Source organism: Bacillus arachidis, assembly GCF_030285945.1.
Classification (GTDB): domain Bacteria; phylum Bacillota; class Bacilli; order Bacillales; family Bacillaceae_G; genus Bacillus_A; species Bacillus_A arachidis.
This window is the reverse complement of record NZ_CP127376.1, coordinates 2,075,935-2,094,942: the sequence shown is the minus strand read 5'-3', so window position 1 is coordinate 2,094,942 and position 19,008 is coordinate 2,075,935. Positions and strand designations below refer to the sequence as shown.

16 protein-coding genes and 1 pseudogene are annotated in these 19,008 nt (G+C 34.4%); all 17 read right to left on the bottom strand.

Annotated features, from left to right (window positions below; genetic code table 11):
* Positions 1-82: 82 nt before the first annotated feature.
* The gene (locus QRY57_RS12190; protein ID WP_098303170.1) at positions 83-640 is read right to left on the bottom strand and encodes an RNA 2'-phosphotransferase; all 558 of its coding nucleotides are present in this window, start codon (positions 638-640) and stop codon (positions 83-85) included.
* A complete protein-coding gene (locus QRY57_RS12185; protein WP_286017558.1) occupies positions 633-992 on the bottom strand; it encodes a hypothetical protein in 360 nt (119 codons plus the stop codon). Before QRY57_RS12185 ends, QRY57_RS12190 begins: the two co-directional genes overlap by 8 nt.
* An 18-nt stretch (positions 993-1,010) precedes the next feature.
* A complete protein-coding gene (locus tag QRY57_RS12180) occupies positions 1,011-1,556 on the bottom strand; it encodes a hypothetical protein (protein WP_286017557.1) in 546 nt (181 codons plus the stop codon).
* A 558-nt stretch (positions 1,557-2,114) separates the two neighbouring features.
* A pseudogene (locus tag QRY57_RS12175) lies at positions 2,115-2,530 on the bottom strand (DUF2185 domain-containing protein).
* Between the two features lie 911 nt (positions 2,531-3,441).
* A complete protein-coding gene (locus tag QRY57_RS12170; protein WP_026593053.1) occupies positions 3,442-3,897 on the bottom strand; it encodes a DUF4274 domain-containing protein in 456 nt (151 codons plus the stop codon).
* A 24-nt stretch (positions 3,898-3,921) separates the two neighbouring features.
* Positions 3,922-4,320 (bottom strand): AHH domain-containing protein, encoded by a 399-nt coding sequence (locus QRY57_RS12165; RefSeq protein WP_286017556.1) that lies wholly within the window; start codon positions 4,318-4,320, stop codon positions 3,922-3,924.
* A 274-nt stretch (positions 4,321-4,594) separates the two neighbouring features.
* Positions 4,595-4,984, bottom strand: coding sequence for an immunity 22 family protein (locus QRY57_RS12160; protein ID WP_286017555.1), 390 nt, complete (start codon positions 4,982-4,984; stop codon positions 4,595-4,597).
* A 102-nt stretch (positions 4,985-5,086) separates the two neighbouring features.
* The gene (locus QRY57_RS12155; RefSeq protein WP_286017554.1) at positions 5,087-5,320 is read right to left on the bottom strand and encodes a hypothetical protein; all 234 of its coding nucleotides are present in this window, start codon (positions 5,318-5,320) and stop codon (positions 5,087-5,089) included.
* A gap of 635 nt (positions 5,321-5,955) precedes the next feature.
* Positions 5,956-6,246: a contact-dependent growth inhibition system immunity protein gene (locus tag QRY57_RS12150; RefSeq protein WP_286017553.1), complete on the bottom strand. Its 291-nt coding sequence runs from the start codon at positions 6,244-6,246 to the stop codon at positions 5,956-5,958.
* Between the two features lie 44 nt (positions 6,247-6,290).
* Positions 6,291-6,479: a hypothetical protein gene (locus QRY57_RS12145; RefSeq protein WP_286017552.1), complete on the bottom strand. Its 189-nt coding sequence runs from the start codon at positions 6,477-6,479 to the stop codon at positions 6,291-6,293.
* 204 nt (positions 6,480-6,683) lie between these two features.
* Entirely contained in the window at positions 6,684-7,097 is a 414-nt protein-coding gene (locus QRY57_RS12140) for a hypothetical protein (protein ID WP_026593057.1), read from the bottom strand.
* Between the two features lie 29 nt (positions 7,098-7,126).
* Positions 7,127-8,470: a WXG100 family type VII secretion target gene (locus QRY57_RS12135; RefSeq protein ID WP_286017551.1), complete on the bottom strand. Its 1,344-nt coding sequence runs from the start codon at positions 8,468-8,470 to the stop codon at positions 7,127-7,129.
* A gap of 60 nt (positions 8,471-8,530) precedes the next feature.
* On the bottom strand, positions 8,531-8,965 hold the full coding sequence (locus QRY57_RS12130) for an SseB family protein (protein WP_098337103.1): 435 nt from the start codon (positions 8,963-8,965) through the stop codon (positions 8,531-8,533).
* A gap of 70 nt (positions 8,966-9,035) precedes the next feature.
* Entirely contained in the window at positions 9,036-11,810 is a 2,775-nt protein-coding gene (locus tag QRY57_RS12125) for a hypothetical protein (RefSeq protein ID WP_286017550.1), read from the bottom strand.
* Positions 11,811-11,836: 26 nt separating this feature from the next.
* A complete protein-coding gene (locus QRY57_RS12120; RefSeq protein WP_286017549.1) occupies positions 11,837-14,509 on the bottom strand; it encodes a tetratricopeptide repeat protein in 2,673 nt (890 codons plus the stop codon).
* Between the two features lie 82 nt (positions 14,510-14,591).
* Positions 14,592-14,861, bottom strand: a complete 270-nt coding sequence (locus QRY57_RS12115; RefSeq protein ID WP_026593078.1) for a WXG100 family type VII secretion target — start codon at positions 14,859-14,861, stop codon at positions 14,592-14,594.
* A gap of 119 nt (positions 14,862-14,980) precedes the next feature.
* Positions 14,981-18,991, bottom strand: coding sequence for a type VII secretion protein EssC (gene essC / locus QRY57_RS12110; RefSeq protein WP_286017548.1), 4,011 nt, complete (start codon positions 18,989-18,991; stop codon positions 14,981-14,983).
* Between the last annotated feature and the right edge of the window lie 17 nt (positions 18,992-19,008).

Genomic DNA, 19,008 nt, shown 5'->3' with positions numbered 1-19,008 from the left:
GTTCACCGTTTGCTTTAACGATTTATCTTACTCTTCTAAAAATTACTTTCTTCATCCCCAGAATCTAGCAAAATAGGCTAAATCAATCCTTGTAAATTTTGATAAATTCACTAGGAATTCTGTCTGCTAACCAAACTTTTTCATTTCCTAAGTAAAACTTAATATCTTTCTCTCTAGCTTTTTCAGTATCTACTACCAGAATAACAGGATGATTATCTTTCCTTTTTCCTACCAAGTTTGCAGTTTCAACATCCTCGGAAAGATGAACATACTGCCGAGACATGGGAGATAACCCATTCAATTCAATAGAATTTATAAATCGAGAAGAAGTTCCATGATAAAGAAATCTAGGCGGTATAGCTTCTTCTTTTACTATTTTCATAGGAATAGAATGTCCATACATCGCACAGATTTTATTTCCTTCTATCTTATGTCTTTTTTTCTCTGATTTATCTATCATCGTCTTTAAATCCTCTACACTTACACCTTTCCATTTAATTGATTGATGCAGTGCATGTAATAACTGGTCTACAGATACCCAACCATTTTCGTCTAACTCTAATTCATATTCCCATGGTGCATGACGTAGAGCGTATGAAATTTCTTTGCTCAAATTTGTATAGAATTTTTCTTCATTCAATTTCTTCACCCCGATTATAATCAATCATTTCTTTCATAGCAACTTCAACCCACTCCCAAAAATCACTAAATTCTTTTCTTTGTTCAAAACCTTCAGAAGTAAAATCGTGAATAAGTTGAACCTTGCTTCCTTTACCAATTTCAAAACAAGCAATATCATCACTATCATCTCTTCTAGCGAAAGGAATCAAACTTCGATTAGGATATCTTTCCTTCAAATCATAGTATCTTCTAGTAGCTTGTCCTGATTCAATTAAATACCATACATCAAAGTCAACTAAGTTTAACTCAATTAACTTTTCATAAGATTCAGGATATTTATAAATAGATTCATCAATATAAAAAGTTTTCATGGTAGTCATCACTTCTTTCTATTTCATTTTTTCTAAGTCATATGATCCCATTGGATTGTTATTTCTAAAACTTGACTTTTGTTTTTGAATTCTTAAATCTAATGCTTCTCCCCATGTTTTAGGAACACCTTTTTTGGTTGTAAGTCTATCAATCATGTTTACTGGAAGTGGATCATTATAATTTCTAATCGTTGCTTGAACTTCTATTCCAGCTTCTCTAGCCGCAGCAACCCTAGTATTATCAATAGTCGTAAGATTTCCATCTGTCATTCTAACAACATCAATCGGATCTCCTTTCCAGCCATTAACTTTCATACTAGCGATAATCTCTTCTGAACCATTTACAGAAGTTTGGCTGAATCTAATTTCTGAAGGATTAACATTCTTAACAATACTATTAAGTCCGTTAGCTCCCTTAACAACATCCTTCTCACCACTACCAAAAACCTTCTCACCAGTCTCTTTCACATACTGATAAGCATCTTTCAGCAGGTTCTTTCCTCCACTAGGAATCTTGCCTGCACCTTCCATTACAGGAATAGGGCCTCCACCAAATTTCGGCACATACTCTCCAATTTTTTTCAGCCCATAACGGAATGCCTTACCAGCTTCTAGAAAATCATTTTTAACCTTTGTCTTCCCTTTATTTCATAGATCCCCTATTTTATTACTTAGCCCTTTTGTCTTTGATGCCAAGAAAGATACGCCTTCATGTAGCTTATTTGATACTTTCTTCGCTCCATCAAGAAGGGCTTTTCCAGCTTTTTTCCGCCATACTTAATTACAATTTCCAATAACGGGATCTCTACCAGTAAATACCCTGATACTGTCGTTTACATAGAAAAATTCAGTTGCTTGATGAAACTTTTGAATAATGTTTTATAGCTTTTCTAGTTTTTTTATATTTCTTTCTACTCATTATATATTTTTTTATTTAAAATAAAAAACTGGAAGATTAATTACATCTTCCAATTCAGATTGTATAGACAAAAACTTCATTAAATAACGTTCTAAAATGGATATGTTTCTTTACCGTTGATCGAGAAACTCACAAAATAGCTAAACCTTAGTCAGTTCCTCTAGCACCTCTAGCTTAACATGCCCACCGTTTGCTTTAATATTTCATCTTGTTCTTTTAAAACATTCTTCACCCTGAAAATCTAGTAAATTTGCAATACAGGTGCAAAGATTATATCTGGTATTTAGTTCCACTTCTTCACCAGACATATTGTCCCAAAAAGTTATTTTTCCTTCTTCAGAAACTAATTGTAAATCACTACCTACTGGTAATAAATAGATTCCAATTATTGCCGGCTCAATATTAGCAACTGTGTTAAAATCACATACTGCTAGGTTGTCTAGATTATTAATAAATTCATTATTATCAATATCTGAAAAAAACGCCATCCATTATCAACTTTATCTATAGATTCTTCTCTCAGTATCCATTTCAAATGCCCCTTACCACTTAAAATATTTTTAGAGACAATAGAGGCACCAGCATTTTTTATAAATTCAACAGGTTCATTTTGAGGCATAGCTTTTCATCTTTTCAACTAGTTTTGACCTATAGGGATATTTCTCAGCATATTTCAAAGGTGAACAATCTGTCTTATCTTTAGAGATTATATCTAGATTAAATTGAGAAAACCATAAATCATAAAGATTAGTCAATGCTTCATTAGTTTTATTCATTCAGATTATATAGTATAGTGCTACTTGTCCATTTTTATCCTTTTCATTAATATTAACACCTTTTTCTATAAACCTCTGGCACAATTTATAGGTTGCCTCTAGGTCATTGTTACGTTGCCCTAACAAAACATGTAAAACAGTTTGATTTTCGTCATTTTTTCTCTAGTATTGTCGTACACTGTACAAAGCCATTACAGTCTATAAAATTTAACACTTAATACACTTATAAAATTATACGTGTACCAACTTATTTCTACGCTAAAACACAAAAAAGCACTCGTTGCCTTTAGTTGACAATCAAGTGCTTTAAGTTTATCTTCTTTTAAGTAGCATTAAATTTGTAAGTTTTGTAGTAACAGTATGACGCCTTTTGTATATCATGACAACTACTACGTTAAAACTTACGAGTTTGTACGAGTTCGTTAGTTTAATATACATTCCATGTGTTTATATTCATCACCCAGTAAAATGTCATCTCGCCCAAGCTTGTACTTCGTTTTTCTACCCTATCATTGCACACAGTACTCCATGATGGTACAACCATCATGGAGTATATATTTTCAAACACCCTTTTATTTTTTCTATCTACTTCACATATACTTTATTTTTTATTCATATACACTTGTGCGTATTTAAATTTAGCACCACGAACTTTATCATATCCGTACATATATATACAAATTAGTCTAGTAAGCTTTATAAACTCACTATAACCAAACTCATTTATTTACTGTAATGAGTTTTTAATGTTTATTTATATTTTAGGAATATCAATTATATTTCCTGGTGACTCACTAATAAGAATATCTGAAATACTTGGGTTACTTTTTTTCAACTTGAATATTTGAATTTTTGTTAATTCAGGGTTAAATGATATATTTTGTGTTTTAAACTCCAAATTCATAATTTTATTTTGAAGTTTTAATATAAATACCTTCCATTCTTGTAATGGAGAATTCGAAACTTCCTCTGGACTTTCTAATAGTCGATATCCATCCGCATAATGAAACATTAGTAATCCCGTTCCTAAGTCGCAATCTTTATTTTCAAGAATTGCATTTGGTATATCAAATCCACTATTCCAATTATAATTTGCTGCAAAACAATGAAGGATTATTGGATTATCTATATTCTTTATTCGGCTAATTGTATCCTCTTTATTTGTATTATAAAGTAATTCTTCAAGCAAACTAATATCTTTATTTTCCATTACACCTTACCGCCTTACTGATATTCACTTATTTTGTATTTCCAATTGTTTTAGCTTTCTTTCCCAAAGTTCTACTGTTGCACCTTGGCTTGGGTACAATGGTAAACCATTCCCCTGTAATTTTCTTAAATTTTTTTGCAAATTATATACCTGCTGTTGTAAACTATCAATACTTTGGTTAATATCCATTTTATTTAACGCTCTTGCAACTACTTCATTGTAAACAGAATGATATCCTCTGTGTCTAGCCATTGTACTTATATTATCATCTGGTACCCTTAGAAAAATACCGTTTGATGAGTCATCAAAGTTCATACCTATCTTTTTAATTACAGGGTTATCTGCCATTTCAGAAGGAATAATATGCTGTGCTTGATATCCACTCCATTTTGTTGAACGTTTAAGCCCCATTTCTGTCATCATATTTTTTCCTAATTTAGTAGAGTTTCCTCCTGTTACAACACCCGGAGTACCAGGAATAATCCTACTACCTTCACCCGTACCCTTTGTTGTAATCTTAAAATAAAAAGCACTTGTTGCCTATCATAGCAATCAAGTGCTTTAAGTTCACATGTTTTCTAAGTTTTCAAGTCACTAGTCACTTTAAGTTTGTACGTACAATCATTTGATACTGATAATATGAAATCTTTTGTATTTCATGGTAAATAGTACGTTTAAACTAACGAACTTGTACAAACTACTTGTATGGTACAGTACCAATAAATTTAATTTCTATATTTTCGGATTCATCTCCACTTTTCACTTCATTGTATTTAAAATCATAGAGTACAATCACAGAATTAATACTGTATGCTAAATTATCACCATTTATTAACTCTTTTATTTTTGGGATAATTAGTTCACTATAAGAAAAATCATTTAAAATATCGTCTACATTATTTTTAGGATCTTCATAAAAACAAATTTCAATGTTATCTTCATCATAATAACCAAATTCAAAGTTTGTCCCAAACTTTGAGTCTATTGAATCTCCATCTTCCGTATATTCTATGTCAACATACTCCTCAAGATTCTCAAACGATTTAGAAACTCCAAACCACACTGAAACCATTCCACTATATTCCATATTATCACTCCTCATTTTTTTAGAGTACCTGGTAACCCTTCTACTCCACCTTTGTATCTATAATGAGACCACATCTGTAACCTTCTTACAAATGTATCATAGTCAAGTGATGGTGTTTATTATCTCTAATATCTCATTATGCGCTCGCTTAGAACCCGGTGCACGATGATGTTTTCCTGGTGGATTAATAAACTCAACATCTTTTGTTGGTGTTCTCAATTCTTGAATTTGTTTAGCACTTATACCCCATCTTTTAAAAGTAGGTGCTCTTGCAATCATTAACCATTCATGTAATTTTCCAGGCGATCTCAATCTTGAAGAAATTACTTTTTTCACTTCAGGATTAGCCCACGCTATCTCTAATTCATCTAAAGTTATATTGTCAAACCACTTAATAAATTCACCATCTCTTACACTAGGAATATCTTTTGGACTATAAATATTAGTACGAGATGTAACTTTAACAAAATTATTTTGAATAATTTCCGATTTCCTTTGATTTGGAGTTTGTTTTTTTACTGTAGCATCATCCGTACCCTTAGTGCACTTATAAAATTATAATACTATTTTCAGTTTTCATTCTAAAATACAAAAAAGCACTCGTTTTTTCTATTGTAGATAATCAAGTGCTTTACGTTCATATGCTTTTAAATAACATTAAATTTGTAAGTTTTATAGTAACAGTATGGCGCCTTATATATATCGTGACAAGTATTACATTAAAACTTACGAGCTTATACGAGTTCATTAGTTTTATGTTCATTCCATGTCTTTATATTCGTCGTTCAGTAAAATGTCATCTCGCCTAGACTCGTGTGTCTTGTTTTCTTATAGGCCTACAACATATACTCTATGATGGTATAACTATCATGGAGTATATTCCTCAAAATGATCATTTCTTTATCTGTACACTTCAACTATACTTTATTTTCCATGCATCTTTACATGTTTTTTTATATTCAAATTAAAAATCATAAGCTTTTTTTCATTTGTTCCACTGTACTTATTAACCATTGCACCGGAGTTAATCCGATTGCAGGAAAATAAATTTCCGCATTTGATTCTATAAAATCCCCCTTTTCTTGCACTGTTATTTCACTGTTTAAAAACTCTTCACAATACTTAATTGTAAACAACAAACATTCCTTACTAGATTCACATATAAACTCTTCCAATGCTTCTTCAGGCGAATTCATATCTTGATGAAATGTTCCACCTAAGAAATCGCCCAATTCTTCAAAAACATCATAACTGCCATCCATACAACAACCTCCTTTATTTTATTGAATAACCTGTTAAAAGAAATTCACCATTTTTCTTTTTTAAGTATAATTTTTGCATTTGTAACATTATCAATCACATCAGAACCTCTTGTTACACTCCTACCATTAATTTTCCCATCACCATTGTATCTTTTCAATATTTTTTTATGTGATTCAATCTGATTTTCCACTATTTCTAAAGATATTTCTCTATCATCCTCAAAAATAGCCAAGGTAGCTCCAAGTAATTTAAGTTGGATTCCTAATGAATACAAAGCTTCTAATTTCTCTGGATAATTAATATAATCCGCATTTTAATACAGGTAAGCTATTTTCAACAAGCCAGCATACGGTCTACTTGAAAAAGAGAACCCATAGGAGGATTAATTCCATGGATTCTCTTTCTTTTGTCTATGTGCAGCGTGGCCCTTATGTTACTACGATTGAACCTTACTAAGGAAGTCTTCTAATATTTTTCTAGTTGCCACACCAACTTGTGGAATTAAATCACTTACTCGCTGCATAATTGATGGATTTTCCAATATAAGCTGTTTACTTTCTGGACTCGTGAAACTTCTCAACGTATCTACGCATATTTCGAATAGTTCTTTATCGTCTGTATCCAACATTCTTAATAGCACTTTCAATTCATTCATACTACATTCATTATCCAGACAGTAGGCTAATTTTCGCTGCCACTCTAAAGGTTTGGTTACTGCTGAATTAAGTAATTCTTCCCAATCATGAGAAGAGAATTCCAGTAACATTTCTTGAGCAATTGAAAATCCTTGATCATACCAATAGCCGTCTGTAAAATATCCAAAAAGATACTCCTCAAATTCTTTATACATTTAAAAATCTCCTTTAATTATCTATAATATTAAGGTGTAGTAAAACCGGTTAAAAGCTGTGTAGCACCTCCACCAGTTGGATATCCAGATACAACTTCATCACCTATTTTAATCACTTCTATTTGAACACCATTAATTGTATCTCTATGAAGGGTGGCACCATCTCTTGCTCTTTGTCCAATTGCAGGCATACGTCCAACCTCTTTTATACTATTAATAATTTGCTGATTACTCCATGTACTTGGAAATAAAGTGCTTGATTTAATTTTCGCTAAATTCCCATCAGAAAATTGGGTAGTGAATTTAACACTCCTCGTTCCATCTACATTAACTGTTATCTCTTCAACTGCATAGTTAGGATGTGTATTATTTATGTTTGGGGAATGTCCACCTATGAAATCATTTTTAGGTGGCGCTTTCCTTTGACCATATAATATCTTCTCTTCCATTTCAGAACTAATAATAGTTCGGTTAGTATTACTACCTCCACCACCAAAAACCTTCTCCCCAGTCTCCTTCATATACTGATAAGCATCTTTCAGCAGGTTCTTTCCTCCACTAGGAATCTTGCCTGCACCTTCCATTACAGGAATAGGGCCTCCACCAAATTTCGGCACATACTCTCCCATTTTTTTCAGCCCATAACGGAATGCCTTACCAGCTTCTATAAAATCGTTTTTAACTTTCGTTTTCCCTTTATTCCACAGGTCTCCTACTTTATCAACCAGACTTTTCGTTTTAGAAGCAACGAAAGATACGCCTTCTTTTACTTTACTTGGTACTTTCTTCGCTACATCAAGAAGGGCTTTTCCGCCTTTTTCTATTGCTTCTATAACTATTTTCCCGCCATACTTAATTCCTTTTCCAGCAGTACTAAGGACTTTTCCAACCGGAATAACGTTCAAAATCGTCCAGCCTGCTGCAATGAGTCTTTCTTTTGTAGATAGCTCTTTGCCAGTGCTAGGGTCTTTTCCTGTAACTGCTCTAATCGCATCGTTTACACCGAAAAATTCAGCTGCTTCATCTAACCCTTTTTCCCACCACGATTTTTCTTCTTTCTTTTTCTTTTTCGGTGTTTCTTTTACCTTTTCTGCTCGTTTCTTTTTATATTCTTCATCTGCTTGACGAAACTTTTGGGCAATGCGCCGTAAATCTTTTTCTGTTTCTTGTAAGTTATGTATATACCTTTCCATTAGTTTCGTCGATCGCACATACTCCCCGTAAAAACGCTGACTCGTTGCTCCTTGCCACTGCATTTGAATACTGAACATCGCTTGATTAAGATCTTGTTGTACATTCTGGCTGTGTCTCTGCATTTTTGAGATGTTTTTGGCAATTTGTTCGAGTTGTTCGGGTTTGACTTTAATCTCCAAACCTTCTCCCACCTTCCTCTATTTTATACCAAAAAGAGCAGGAACTGCATCCATTATTACTTATACTTCTTTAGAAAAAATATCAAAGATACTACCATCACAAATGGCTTCGATTTCTTCCTTTACAAATAACTTTTGAAATGGTGTCCCTAGATTTAAAATCACATTCGCCTCTAAATCTACTGTCTGTAATAATTCAACAGCATTCATACAAACATAAGGGCATTCTTCTGGAATCACCGTTTCTAAATGCTTTAAATCTGAATAAAGCGGTAACATTAATCCCTCTTCCATTTCAAAATAATGAATTTGTAATTGTGTATTGTCTGTAGAAATCAAATTGCCATCTTCATCTGTATTTGTATCCCCTTCTACAGAAGCGACAACGTATAGATTTGATTTTTGTAAAACATCGTAAAAATGTCCTCTTTTTTCTTCGTTCTGCAATGCTTCTACTAGCGCCTCATCTAACGGACAAATTTCTAGTAAACTCATTTTCTTTCACCCCTTAATGAGAATAGGTTCGCCATCTTACTTGAGATAAGATGGCGAACTTCACAAACATTTACTTTTGAGCATCCATGGCTTTAATTTGTTCCACATATTTCATTGCATTTTCACGTAATGTTCCATCAATAGTTGTTGCATATTGTGGACGAGTTAAAAACTCAAAACATTTATATGCTTCATTGAAATTTTTTCCTTCAAAGGCTGTTTCTCCCGTCTTCAGCATAGTAGTAGCGGCCGATGCCATAAATTCTACTGCTGGCTTTTCTTGGTACCCTCGCTTCATTGCTTGATCAGTTAATTCAATTACTGAAGCTAAATCCTCAATAGTAGTTATTTTCACTGCCTTTTTATTCGCAGCATCAAATGTGCCCAAATACTCAATCGCATATTTCACTTGATCTTTAACTCCAGTTATTTCAATTCCAGGTGTTTTATATACATTTTGATAAATGTTTAAAGCTGATACATAGTTAGTTTTTTCTGCCTGCTTCGCTTTATCTAATACGCGATTTGTAACATTAGTAAATCCTTTTGTCTCAATAACGCCACGGGAAGCTGCTTGACCATAATAATGTAAAGCATTATTAAGATGCGTTTGTTCCTCTTTATTTGCTTCAGCACTCGCTATTTGGATAAGTTGAATTCCCTCTACTCTTTTAGATGCAGGATCAATCATATTCATGCCGCTAATTTGTTCAATTGTTTTATCAATATCTTTTAACTGTGCCAGTAATGTGTATGATGGTAGCACCGTTTTCTCTACTTTCTTTTGCCAGCCTGTTGTTCCATTAATTTCATTCCAGTCTTTCTCTGTACTTTCCCATAGTTGATTCGCATAACTTACCATTTCTTCTCTTGAGCGCTCAAATGGATGTTGTGTACGAATTGCATTCGCGATATTTAATACAGCGGTATAATATTCTCCTTTAGCTGCAGCCTCATTTGCTTTCTTTTCAAACATAAGTGGCATCAACAATTGTTTTGCTTCATCTTGAACAGATTTTTCTATTCTTGCTGTACCATATAATAAATTCGCTTTCTTTAACGCATCTGTAGCGGAAACGTTAGGATCTTTCATTTGTCCTTGAAGACCCGCAACAGCTGTATTAAATTGCTCAGTTAGTTTCTCTTGTTGTTCATCTTTTGCTTTATCAATCCATTTATCCGCTAATAATAAAGCATTTTCATATTGTAAATTTTCAGGGTTGAAATATGTTTCAATTTGTTCAATTACTTGCTGAATTGGATCTGGTTTTTCTGGTTTCTTTTGGTCACTTGTGCCTTTGTTACCTTTTTCTTCCTTAGTACCTTTACTCTCTTCGTTCTCTGTCTTTCCTTTCGCAAGTTCCCCTTTTGCCTCATGCCCACTAGACGCTTCGATTGCTTCTGTTTTTGCCGTATTATCTTCTTTTGTTTTTGTTTCTTCGTTGCTACCTGTTTCTTTAGCAGCCTCTTTTGAAGTTTCTTCTACCACTGGCGTTTGAATGTCCATATTCTTCAATTCTTCTTCGAGTAGCTTGTAGAAAATCTTCTCTACACGTTGATTTGCATCTTTTACTAATTCAGGATCCACACTTTCAAAAACTGATGTAATCAAATAATATTTACTTAAAGCTTGTTCTAAAGATGCTGTATTCCCATTATCAAGCCAATCCTGTTCTTCTATTGTCGCTGTTTCATACACTTTTTTTGCAACTGATTGAATGTACGCTTTCTTATTGTCATTTAAATAAGATTGCAGCTCTGTTTGTGTTGTAACCGATTCATTCAATACATTAATTTGATTGCGTAAATAGAATAACTCTCTATGATTTGAGTAGTCATTATTATTCAGAATTTGGTCCAAATTATCTAATGCTAACTTATGTTCAGCTACCGCCTTTGCTTCTGATTGTGTATTCAATTGGCTAACGAGCGTCCAGTCGTTCTTTGTGCTATTGTAGTTAGTCAGATTATTTAATGCATTTGAATTCTGTCCTTTTTGACCGCCATAATAATCATTAAAGAATACAGATGAGTAATATTCTCCATCTCCAGCAATCCACTCAACTAAAATATCACCTGTTTTTGGTGATACTGTTATCGTTGGACGTGGTGTAGGCTCTGGCTCTGGTTTTGGTTTCTCTGGTTCCGTAGTTCCACCGCCTCCGGTAGTTCCACCGCCTCCAGTAGTTCCACCGCCTCCAGTAGTTCCACCGCCTCCAGTAGTTCCACCGCCTCCGGTAGTTCCACCGCCTTCGGTAGTTCCACCGCCCCCGGTAGTTCCACCGCCTCCTGGTTTATCTTCGCCTCCTGGTTTATCTTCGCCTCCTGGTTTATCTTCACCTGGTTGTTTACCATTACCCTCTTGTTCTTTCGGCGGCTCTATAGTAGTTGGATTCTTCACTGGATCCGGCAAATTCTTATTCGGATCTACCACCGGTCCTCCCATATTAGTCGGTAGCTCAGGCTTTGGCGGTGCTGGCGCATCTGATAACCTAATATCAGGATCTTTTTTTTCAATCTGCACTTCGTTTGGATTATAGGTTACTGGTGTAATTGGTGATTTATTATTTCCAATTAGGTCTGCTAAGTTAAAATTTGGTTTTTCTCCTGGCTTTTCATCTTTTTTTGCTGGGTCACTAATTAAATTAGGAAACATAGATTGTAAACCGTTTCCACCAGTAATACGATCATCCTTTTTCTCTTCTGTATTACTTGCTAATTTTACTGCTTCTTTGTCAGCTTTATTGAAACCTTTATCATAAATAAGATATCCGGATGTACCTAATAAAGCTGCTGACATAATAGATATTGCTACTTTCTTACCTAAATTATTATTCTCTTCCATATCGCTTTTCTCCCCATTCCCCATCTTTATTGGATCCAGCCATTTGTTTTCATTTCTGCTAACTTTTCTTGTGCCGTTTGTACTTCAGCTTGGTTTTCATTAGCTTGTACAGTTTTTCTTAGGAATCGACTTGCTTCTTCATATTTCTTTTGCTTAATTTTAAACATTCCATACGCAAAATTCACATGTGGGTCTTCATCATTTTGCGAATATGCTTCAGAGAAAAAACGTTCTGCTTCATTTCCTTGTCCTATTTTGTCGTATAAAATCCCTATATTAACAAGTGTATTTATGTCGCGCATACCGCTAGTTACAACCCCGTTATATGCCTTTAAGGCCTCCTGATATGCAGCATTACTCTTACCACCATCACGCGTTTCATAAAACTGCCCCGCCTCGTAGTAAACGATTCCTAATTGATTTAATAACTCAATATTTTGGGGATTCTTTTGGATTGCATTTTGCAATACTTGTGATGCTTGCTGGTAATTGCCTTCTTTTTTTGCACTATCAATTAAATTCGTCTTATTCCAAAGTACATATAGATTGGAAAGTTCAACTACATATGTAGTATTTTTATCATCTTGCTTAATAGCTTCTTTAAAGAATGCTTCAGCTTTATCTAATTGGACGGTTACAGTTGCTAACTGTCCTTTTAAATAAGAAACGATTGCCTTATCTTCGTCTGTATTTGTACTCATTTTAACGATTACATTTTCCGCCTTTTCAAACTCTTTCATTTTCATGTGACTAACGGCTAAGTCACGCATCGCATCTTTTTTATACATTTCAATTCCTTTTGCATTGTTCGCAAGTGCCTGTTCAAAATTCGGTACTGCTTCTTGGTATTTTCCAATCCGAAAGTTTGCTGTGGCTAATAAATATGCTGCTTCTTTATTGTCTTTATCAATTTCTCTATCTTTTATTAATTTAGTAAGATAGTCGATAGCGATTTTATTTTTTCCTTCCGCAACATAAACTGTCGCTAATTGAAGATGCGCTTCATCTTTTCCTTTTACTGCGATAGCATGGGTTACAGCTTCTTCTGCTAATTTATATTTTTTATCGTGATACGCTTGCTGTGCTTGTTCCATAAATTGTTGGTATTTTGAGTTCTTTGTGTAGAAATAATACGACAATGTCCCCCCAACAACTACAATTACAATGGATCCAACAATGAGTATACGCTTTTTATTTTTCCCCCACCATTTTGAGAATGCAGATGGTTCTCTTTGTTCATGTGTTAATGTGAGCGGTTGATTCGATGCTTTGGCATTTAAAATTTCATCATCTATATCATATTCAACTTGTTTCTTTGTCTGTTTACGGTTTTGCAAAATGCTATTTGGAACTGTTGTAGCAGCTACTTCTTCAGTTACATTTGCCTCTTGTTGTTCTGTTATCTCTTCAATGATACTCTCAATTTCCTGTTTTAGCGCTTGATCAATGTTTGGAAATTGTACGATTCGTGAATAGACGAAACAAGCAAAATGTGCATTGTTTTCTCTCTCCAATTCAGTAGCTAATTCCAAATAACCATGTAGCACCCGTTTGTGATTCATTTCAGGTTCTTGACTCTCTATCGTCCGAATGATATAAGCTAGTTCTTGTTTTAGAGCAGTTGATGGATGTGATGAATTGAAAATCGTTTTATACTCAAATAACGCTGCTTGTTTAAAGCCTTTCTCTTCTAGTAATCTTGCAATTTCCAAACATTTCGATACAAAAAGAGACTGCTCTTCTTCTAGTTTTCTCTCCGCATCAATTTTAATCATATCTCTAACACTATTAAATGCATCGTACCATTGTGCAAAACTCGGACATCCTATGAAATTCTTACTATTCCATGCTTGATCAAATAACTGCGCAAGTTGCTCATTCCATTGATTACGTAATACCTGTTTAATCAATGTATATCGTTCACATTCTGTCTGCATTTCTTCCGTTTTAAAATAGCTCGCATCTGTCCATTTCTTATTTCGTACCTCTTCACTACACCAACCTAATATTTCACTTAGTAAAACGGCTCCAGCAAAGCGATCTGCTTCTTTTTGCCATACACCACCCTTTAAAAATTTTGGCGCATAGCCTGCTGAACCTGCCGGTAACAGAGAAGGCCTTTTGCTTTTTGGACCATACATTTGCTCAACGTCAACAAGTTCAATATGATGTTGACCTTCAATTGGATTCTCACTTAAATAAGGAATTAATATGTTACTAGATGATAAATCATTATGTGCAATTTCATTCTCTTCCATTGTTTTTAACGTTGTAAGAAACGCCTCGGCAATCGAAAAACATTGTTGCTTTGATAAGAATTTTTGTTCTTGTAAAATATCTGCCCAAGTTGGTCCTTCGATCCACGGCATCACAATACTATTAGCAAGTTCTTCTGACTTCTCAATAGCTGCTGTGTGTTCCTCTTTCGTAACAATGTAACGTGAACATACTTTAAGCCCTACTAGATGAGAAAGCGGCTTTAAAAATGCCAGCTGGTGTTTTTCATCACGATAGCGTTCTTTAAAAACTTTTAATGCAATTCTTTCTGGACTATTTTCATGCTGAAGCTGGTATACAATCCCTTGTCTACCTTCTTGTCCATATGGCATTTCAATACCAATAACTGCTGGATGTTTTGTAAAGCAATAAACATCTGTATGAAAAGATATTTTTTCTCCTACTTCTGGTCGAAATCCCATTTTATCCCCTTACTCTCATATGACGATTTTTAAAGAAAAGACCAGGAACAATAGCTCCTGGCCTTTTGCAATTGTTCTACTATTAATATGAGTTATCCACGTTACGGAAGTTAGTAGCAATCTTTTTCAATTCATCAGAAATGTGTTGTAGAATTGGAATGTATTTGTTCATTTCTTGTTTAGCTTCATTAAAATTCGCATTGAATTTTGCTTGTGTTGACCCTGACCATTGACCATTTAAATTACCAATGTCATTTCCAAGGTTATTGATTTGTTGTTGTGCTTCACCTGCTGCTTTTATAAAGTTACCAGCAATTCGATCAAGTTCTTCAGGCGTAATTTTAATTTCCATCCTGTATTTCCCCTTTCAATCAATTAATATTGTAACAATTAGATTATAAACTATATTCACACAATATTTAAAGGGGTAATTTACAAAAAAATACTATTTTTTTGTAAATTACCCAAGTTTTACACTCTTCTTGTCGATTCTATCCATTTTCTAGCAATCTTTTGCTTTAAATCTTGAAGCAAATGTAAAGGCGTAAAAGCACATTTTATTTTAATCTGCTTCCTACGTACAAAATACCCTTCACCGCTACTTAGCTCTCGGTCCATTTCTACATGTGGTAGTTTTATATTAAAGAAATACAAGTCGTTATTTTGCGTAGTACCTAATAAGTAGCTAAAGCTTCTTTTTCTAATTTCTGCAAACCATTTTTCATGAGAGTAACTATTTACACTTGAAGTCGTAGCAGCTGTAATAAAATGAATTCCTTTATTTCTTCCGTTTTGGACAATTTGCTCCATTTTATTTTTCGCATCAAAATCAACAGATAATAACGCCAATATTTGATCAATATCATCAATAACAATCATAATCCTCGAGTATGGAAGCTCTATTTTTTCATTTGGATTCAAAGGTGGTGTTACGACATCTCTGCTATTTATTATTTCAAGTAACTCATCTAACAGTTCTTTTAATTGCATGTCATCAGTTATGCGCTTTTTAACATGAGGTAATTCTCCTAAAGCCAAAATACCTGTTGTTCTTTCGCTTAAATCAATCATTATTAATTCAATTTCTTCAGGTGCATATTGGTAGGTAAGAGAAAAAATCAGTGTTTGTAATAATGATGTCTTACCACCTTCAATTCTTCCACCAATAAAAATATTTGTCATTTCTTCTAATGAAAAGCTTTGTAAACGAATATCTTCTGTTTCAATACCAACACAAATTTGTGAAGGTTCTGATTGCTCTAGCACTTCTTCAACGAACAACTCTTTTGGAACCATTGGAATTGCCTTTGCTTTCTCTCCATTCCAAGCTCTATCCATTTTTTGAATAATTGTTTTTAACTGCTGGGAATATTCTAATTCATTCTCCCCAATGAAAGGTAATGCTGCTTGGAATAATTCTGGCGGTTGTCCTTTTGTTAAACCACGACCAGATGGCACATCAATTAATGGGAAGTTCGGTCTTCCAACTAAGCTATAATATTCAGTTCTATCTTGTAATTCAAACGAAATTGCCATCGGAATGTTGTTACGAACACGGTCAAACATGTCGGTTGTTTGGTTGAGCGAAAAATAAAAATAAATACCATACGTACTTGATTCACGTAATAATTGCTCTAAAATTTCATTTTCCTTCTCATACTCACTTCGGAATCTAATATAACCATCTATCATGATGACAATAGCTGGAATCTTTGTTTCTACCATTCGGTTATACATCGCGAAAGATTTTGCTCCCATATCAGAAAAACATTCTTTTCGATATGTGACTTCCTTCCTCAAAAAGCTGAACAACCGTTTCATTTTTTCAATTTCGTCTTCTTGTACAATTCCACCCACATGTGGTAAATCTCTAAAGTCTAAAAACATGCGACCGAAATCAACCACATAGAAGTTTACTTCCTCTGGTGTATGAGACAATGCTAGAGACATAATAATTGTTTGTAACAGAGTGGTTTTCCCTGTTCCTGGCATGCCATAAATATTTAAATGTCCCTCTTGTAAATCCAATTTCAAAGGATATTGCGCTTGGTTTGCGACATCATCAATCAATCCTACCGTTAACTGCAAATCTTCTTCTCTTTGTTTCCATAAATCCATGTTCCAATTCTCTATTTCATAGAATCGATTTAATAATAATTTCTCTGGTAAAGGCGCTAACCAAGGTCCTGGCAATGGTTTAATATTTTCTTTCTCAGATATTGTTTGTATATATCGAATAAATGCTTGTAATTGCTTTGGACTATTCGTCATAGGTTTCGGTCGCTTTTTCACTTTTATTCGTTTACCCGAAAGCTTTACTTCTGTGAAATCAACGATCGCTACAACCTTCTCTTCATCTGGACTATATGGTGCTCCACTCCAAGCTGATTGGAAGAGTTCTAGTATCTCATTACTACCAACTTGTAAATATCCACGTCCAGGAACATTAATTTTAGATGCATCTGGAATTTTTAGCATTTCACGACTATCTGCGTCATCTTGTACGCGCAAACAAATACGAAAACGAGAGTTACTCCAAATTTTATCGTTGACAACTCCAGATGGTTTCTGCGTTGCCAGTAATAAATGTACCCCTAACGTTCTACCAATTGCAGCGACACTAATCAGTTCATCCATAAATTCTGGTTGTTCCTTTTTCATTTGGGCAAACTCATCAATAACAATAAATAAATGCGGCAATGGCTCTTTCTCACGCCAAGTTGTTTCATAGTATTCGTCAAGATGTTGGACATTTCCAGCTTGAATGAACAGTTTTTGTCTTCTTTCTAACTCCGCTTTCAATGAAATCCTTGCACGCTCTATTAAATTTGGATCTTCTAAGTTTGTAATCGATGCAATGATATGCGGTAACCCCGAAAATGTATTGGACATTCCTCCACCTTTATAGTCAATTAGCATAAATGCCATTTCATGAGGGTGATAAGTAACAGCTAAGGCTGCGATGATAGACTGAATAACTTCACTTTTCCCTGATCCTGTCGTACCAGCCATTAGTCCATGTGGTCCGTGTCCTTTTTTCTCAATTTTGTCATGGATATTTAAAAATACAGGTTTACTTCCTTCCCTTACTCCAATTGGTACCGGCAATGAAGTTGGATAGCGATTTTCATTCCATCGATCTAAAACTTGTAATTCTTCCATTTTTTTCACTTGGAATAAATCTAAAAACGTTAATACTTTCGGTATGTTAGCTGCTGTAGAGCTTTTCATTCGAATCGGTGCGATACTACGAGCGCCTAATTCACAACGTTCAAACGAAAGACGATCTACTTTAAAACTAGCACGTGTCGTTCCACTATTTTCAGCCGAGTTCGAAAATGTTTCAACTAATTCACCGTTTTCTCCATTTAAACTAATAACAATATCACATTCCATTGGCAATCGTTCTTTTTGTTCTGCAAATACGAATGTAGAAGCGCCCACACTTTTTCCTTCTCTGAGCAACATAGGAATAAGAGGATCATCTTCTAAAAATTCTCTTGCAGATAAGAAGAAAATATACATTGGAATTAATGGTACTTTCTCGTCTGCTTGTGCTGAAGAATTATAGATTCGACGCATATTAAGCGGTGTAAACAATGATTCTGCTAACTTTTGAGCATTCTGTTCATTTTCCGCTAAAAAACGCATGCTTCGTTGCTCGTCCCATACATGCGGAAGCCACCTCATCCAATCCCATTGTTTTTTCTCTCTCTCATGATAAAAAGCTGCTATTTTCACTTCATTTGGAGCATGATGCGTCATAATTTGTGTTGTTACAGTTCGAATAAAGTTCAATCTATCTTCTTTATTCCCAACTACACCAATTACATCATTTTTCTTCAGAGAGATTGAAATATGCCCATTAGGAATTGTTGTAAAGTCCCTTTTCACATTTTGAGCTTCTGTAACTAATGTATTTTCTTCATAACCCCTTTGTTCGGGAACTTTTAATTCAACTAAAAATGGTCTTGATCCTGTTCCAATACGAATATCTAAAAAGTCAGGACTTTCCGGGGTTCTTTCCCATAAATTACTTTCTCGATTTTCAATTCGTTGCACACTTTTTAACGGACTTGGATTTTGAGTAATCAAATACTTCGCTTGTTCAACCTTTAATGTATCTAACTCTACTCGGTGTTTTTGAATTTGTTCTAAGTATCTTGTTTTCAATTGTTCAACCATTTGACGATGTTCTTTCCTATTGCGTATATACCCCATCCCTGTAAATATATAGGACCCTAACATCGGGATACTAGAAACCAACATAAGCGGCAAGTAGCTTGAATTCATTTTCATCACTTTCATCATCACAAAGTATAATATAAATGTTAAAAGTGTCATCGCCGCTGGCAATATGATCGTTTCAATTGAAAACTTCGGTTCTTCCGGTATATTTGGCGGATCATGAATGACGATATTTCCAGTTGGTATATCTACTTTCATACGCGGAGAGCGCTGAAAATATGGTGATTTCTGCACAAAACATTTCTCCTTCC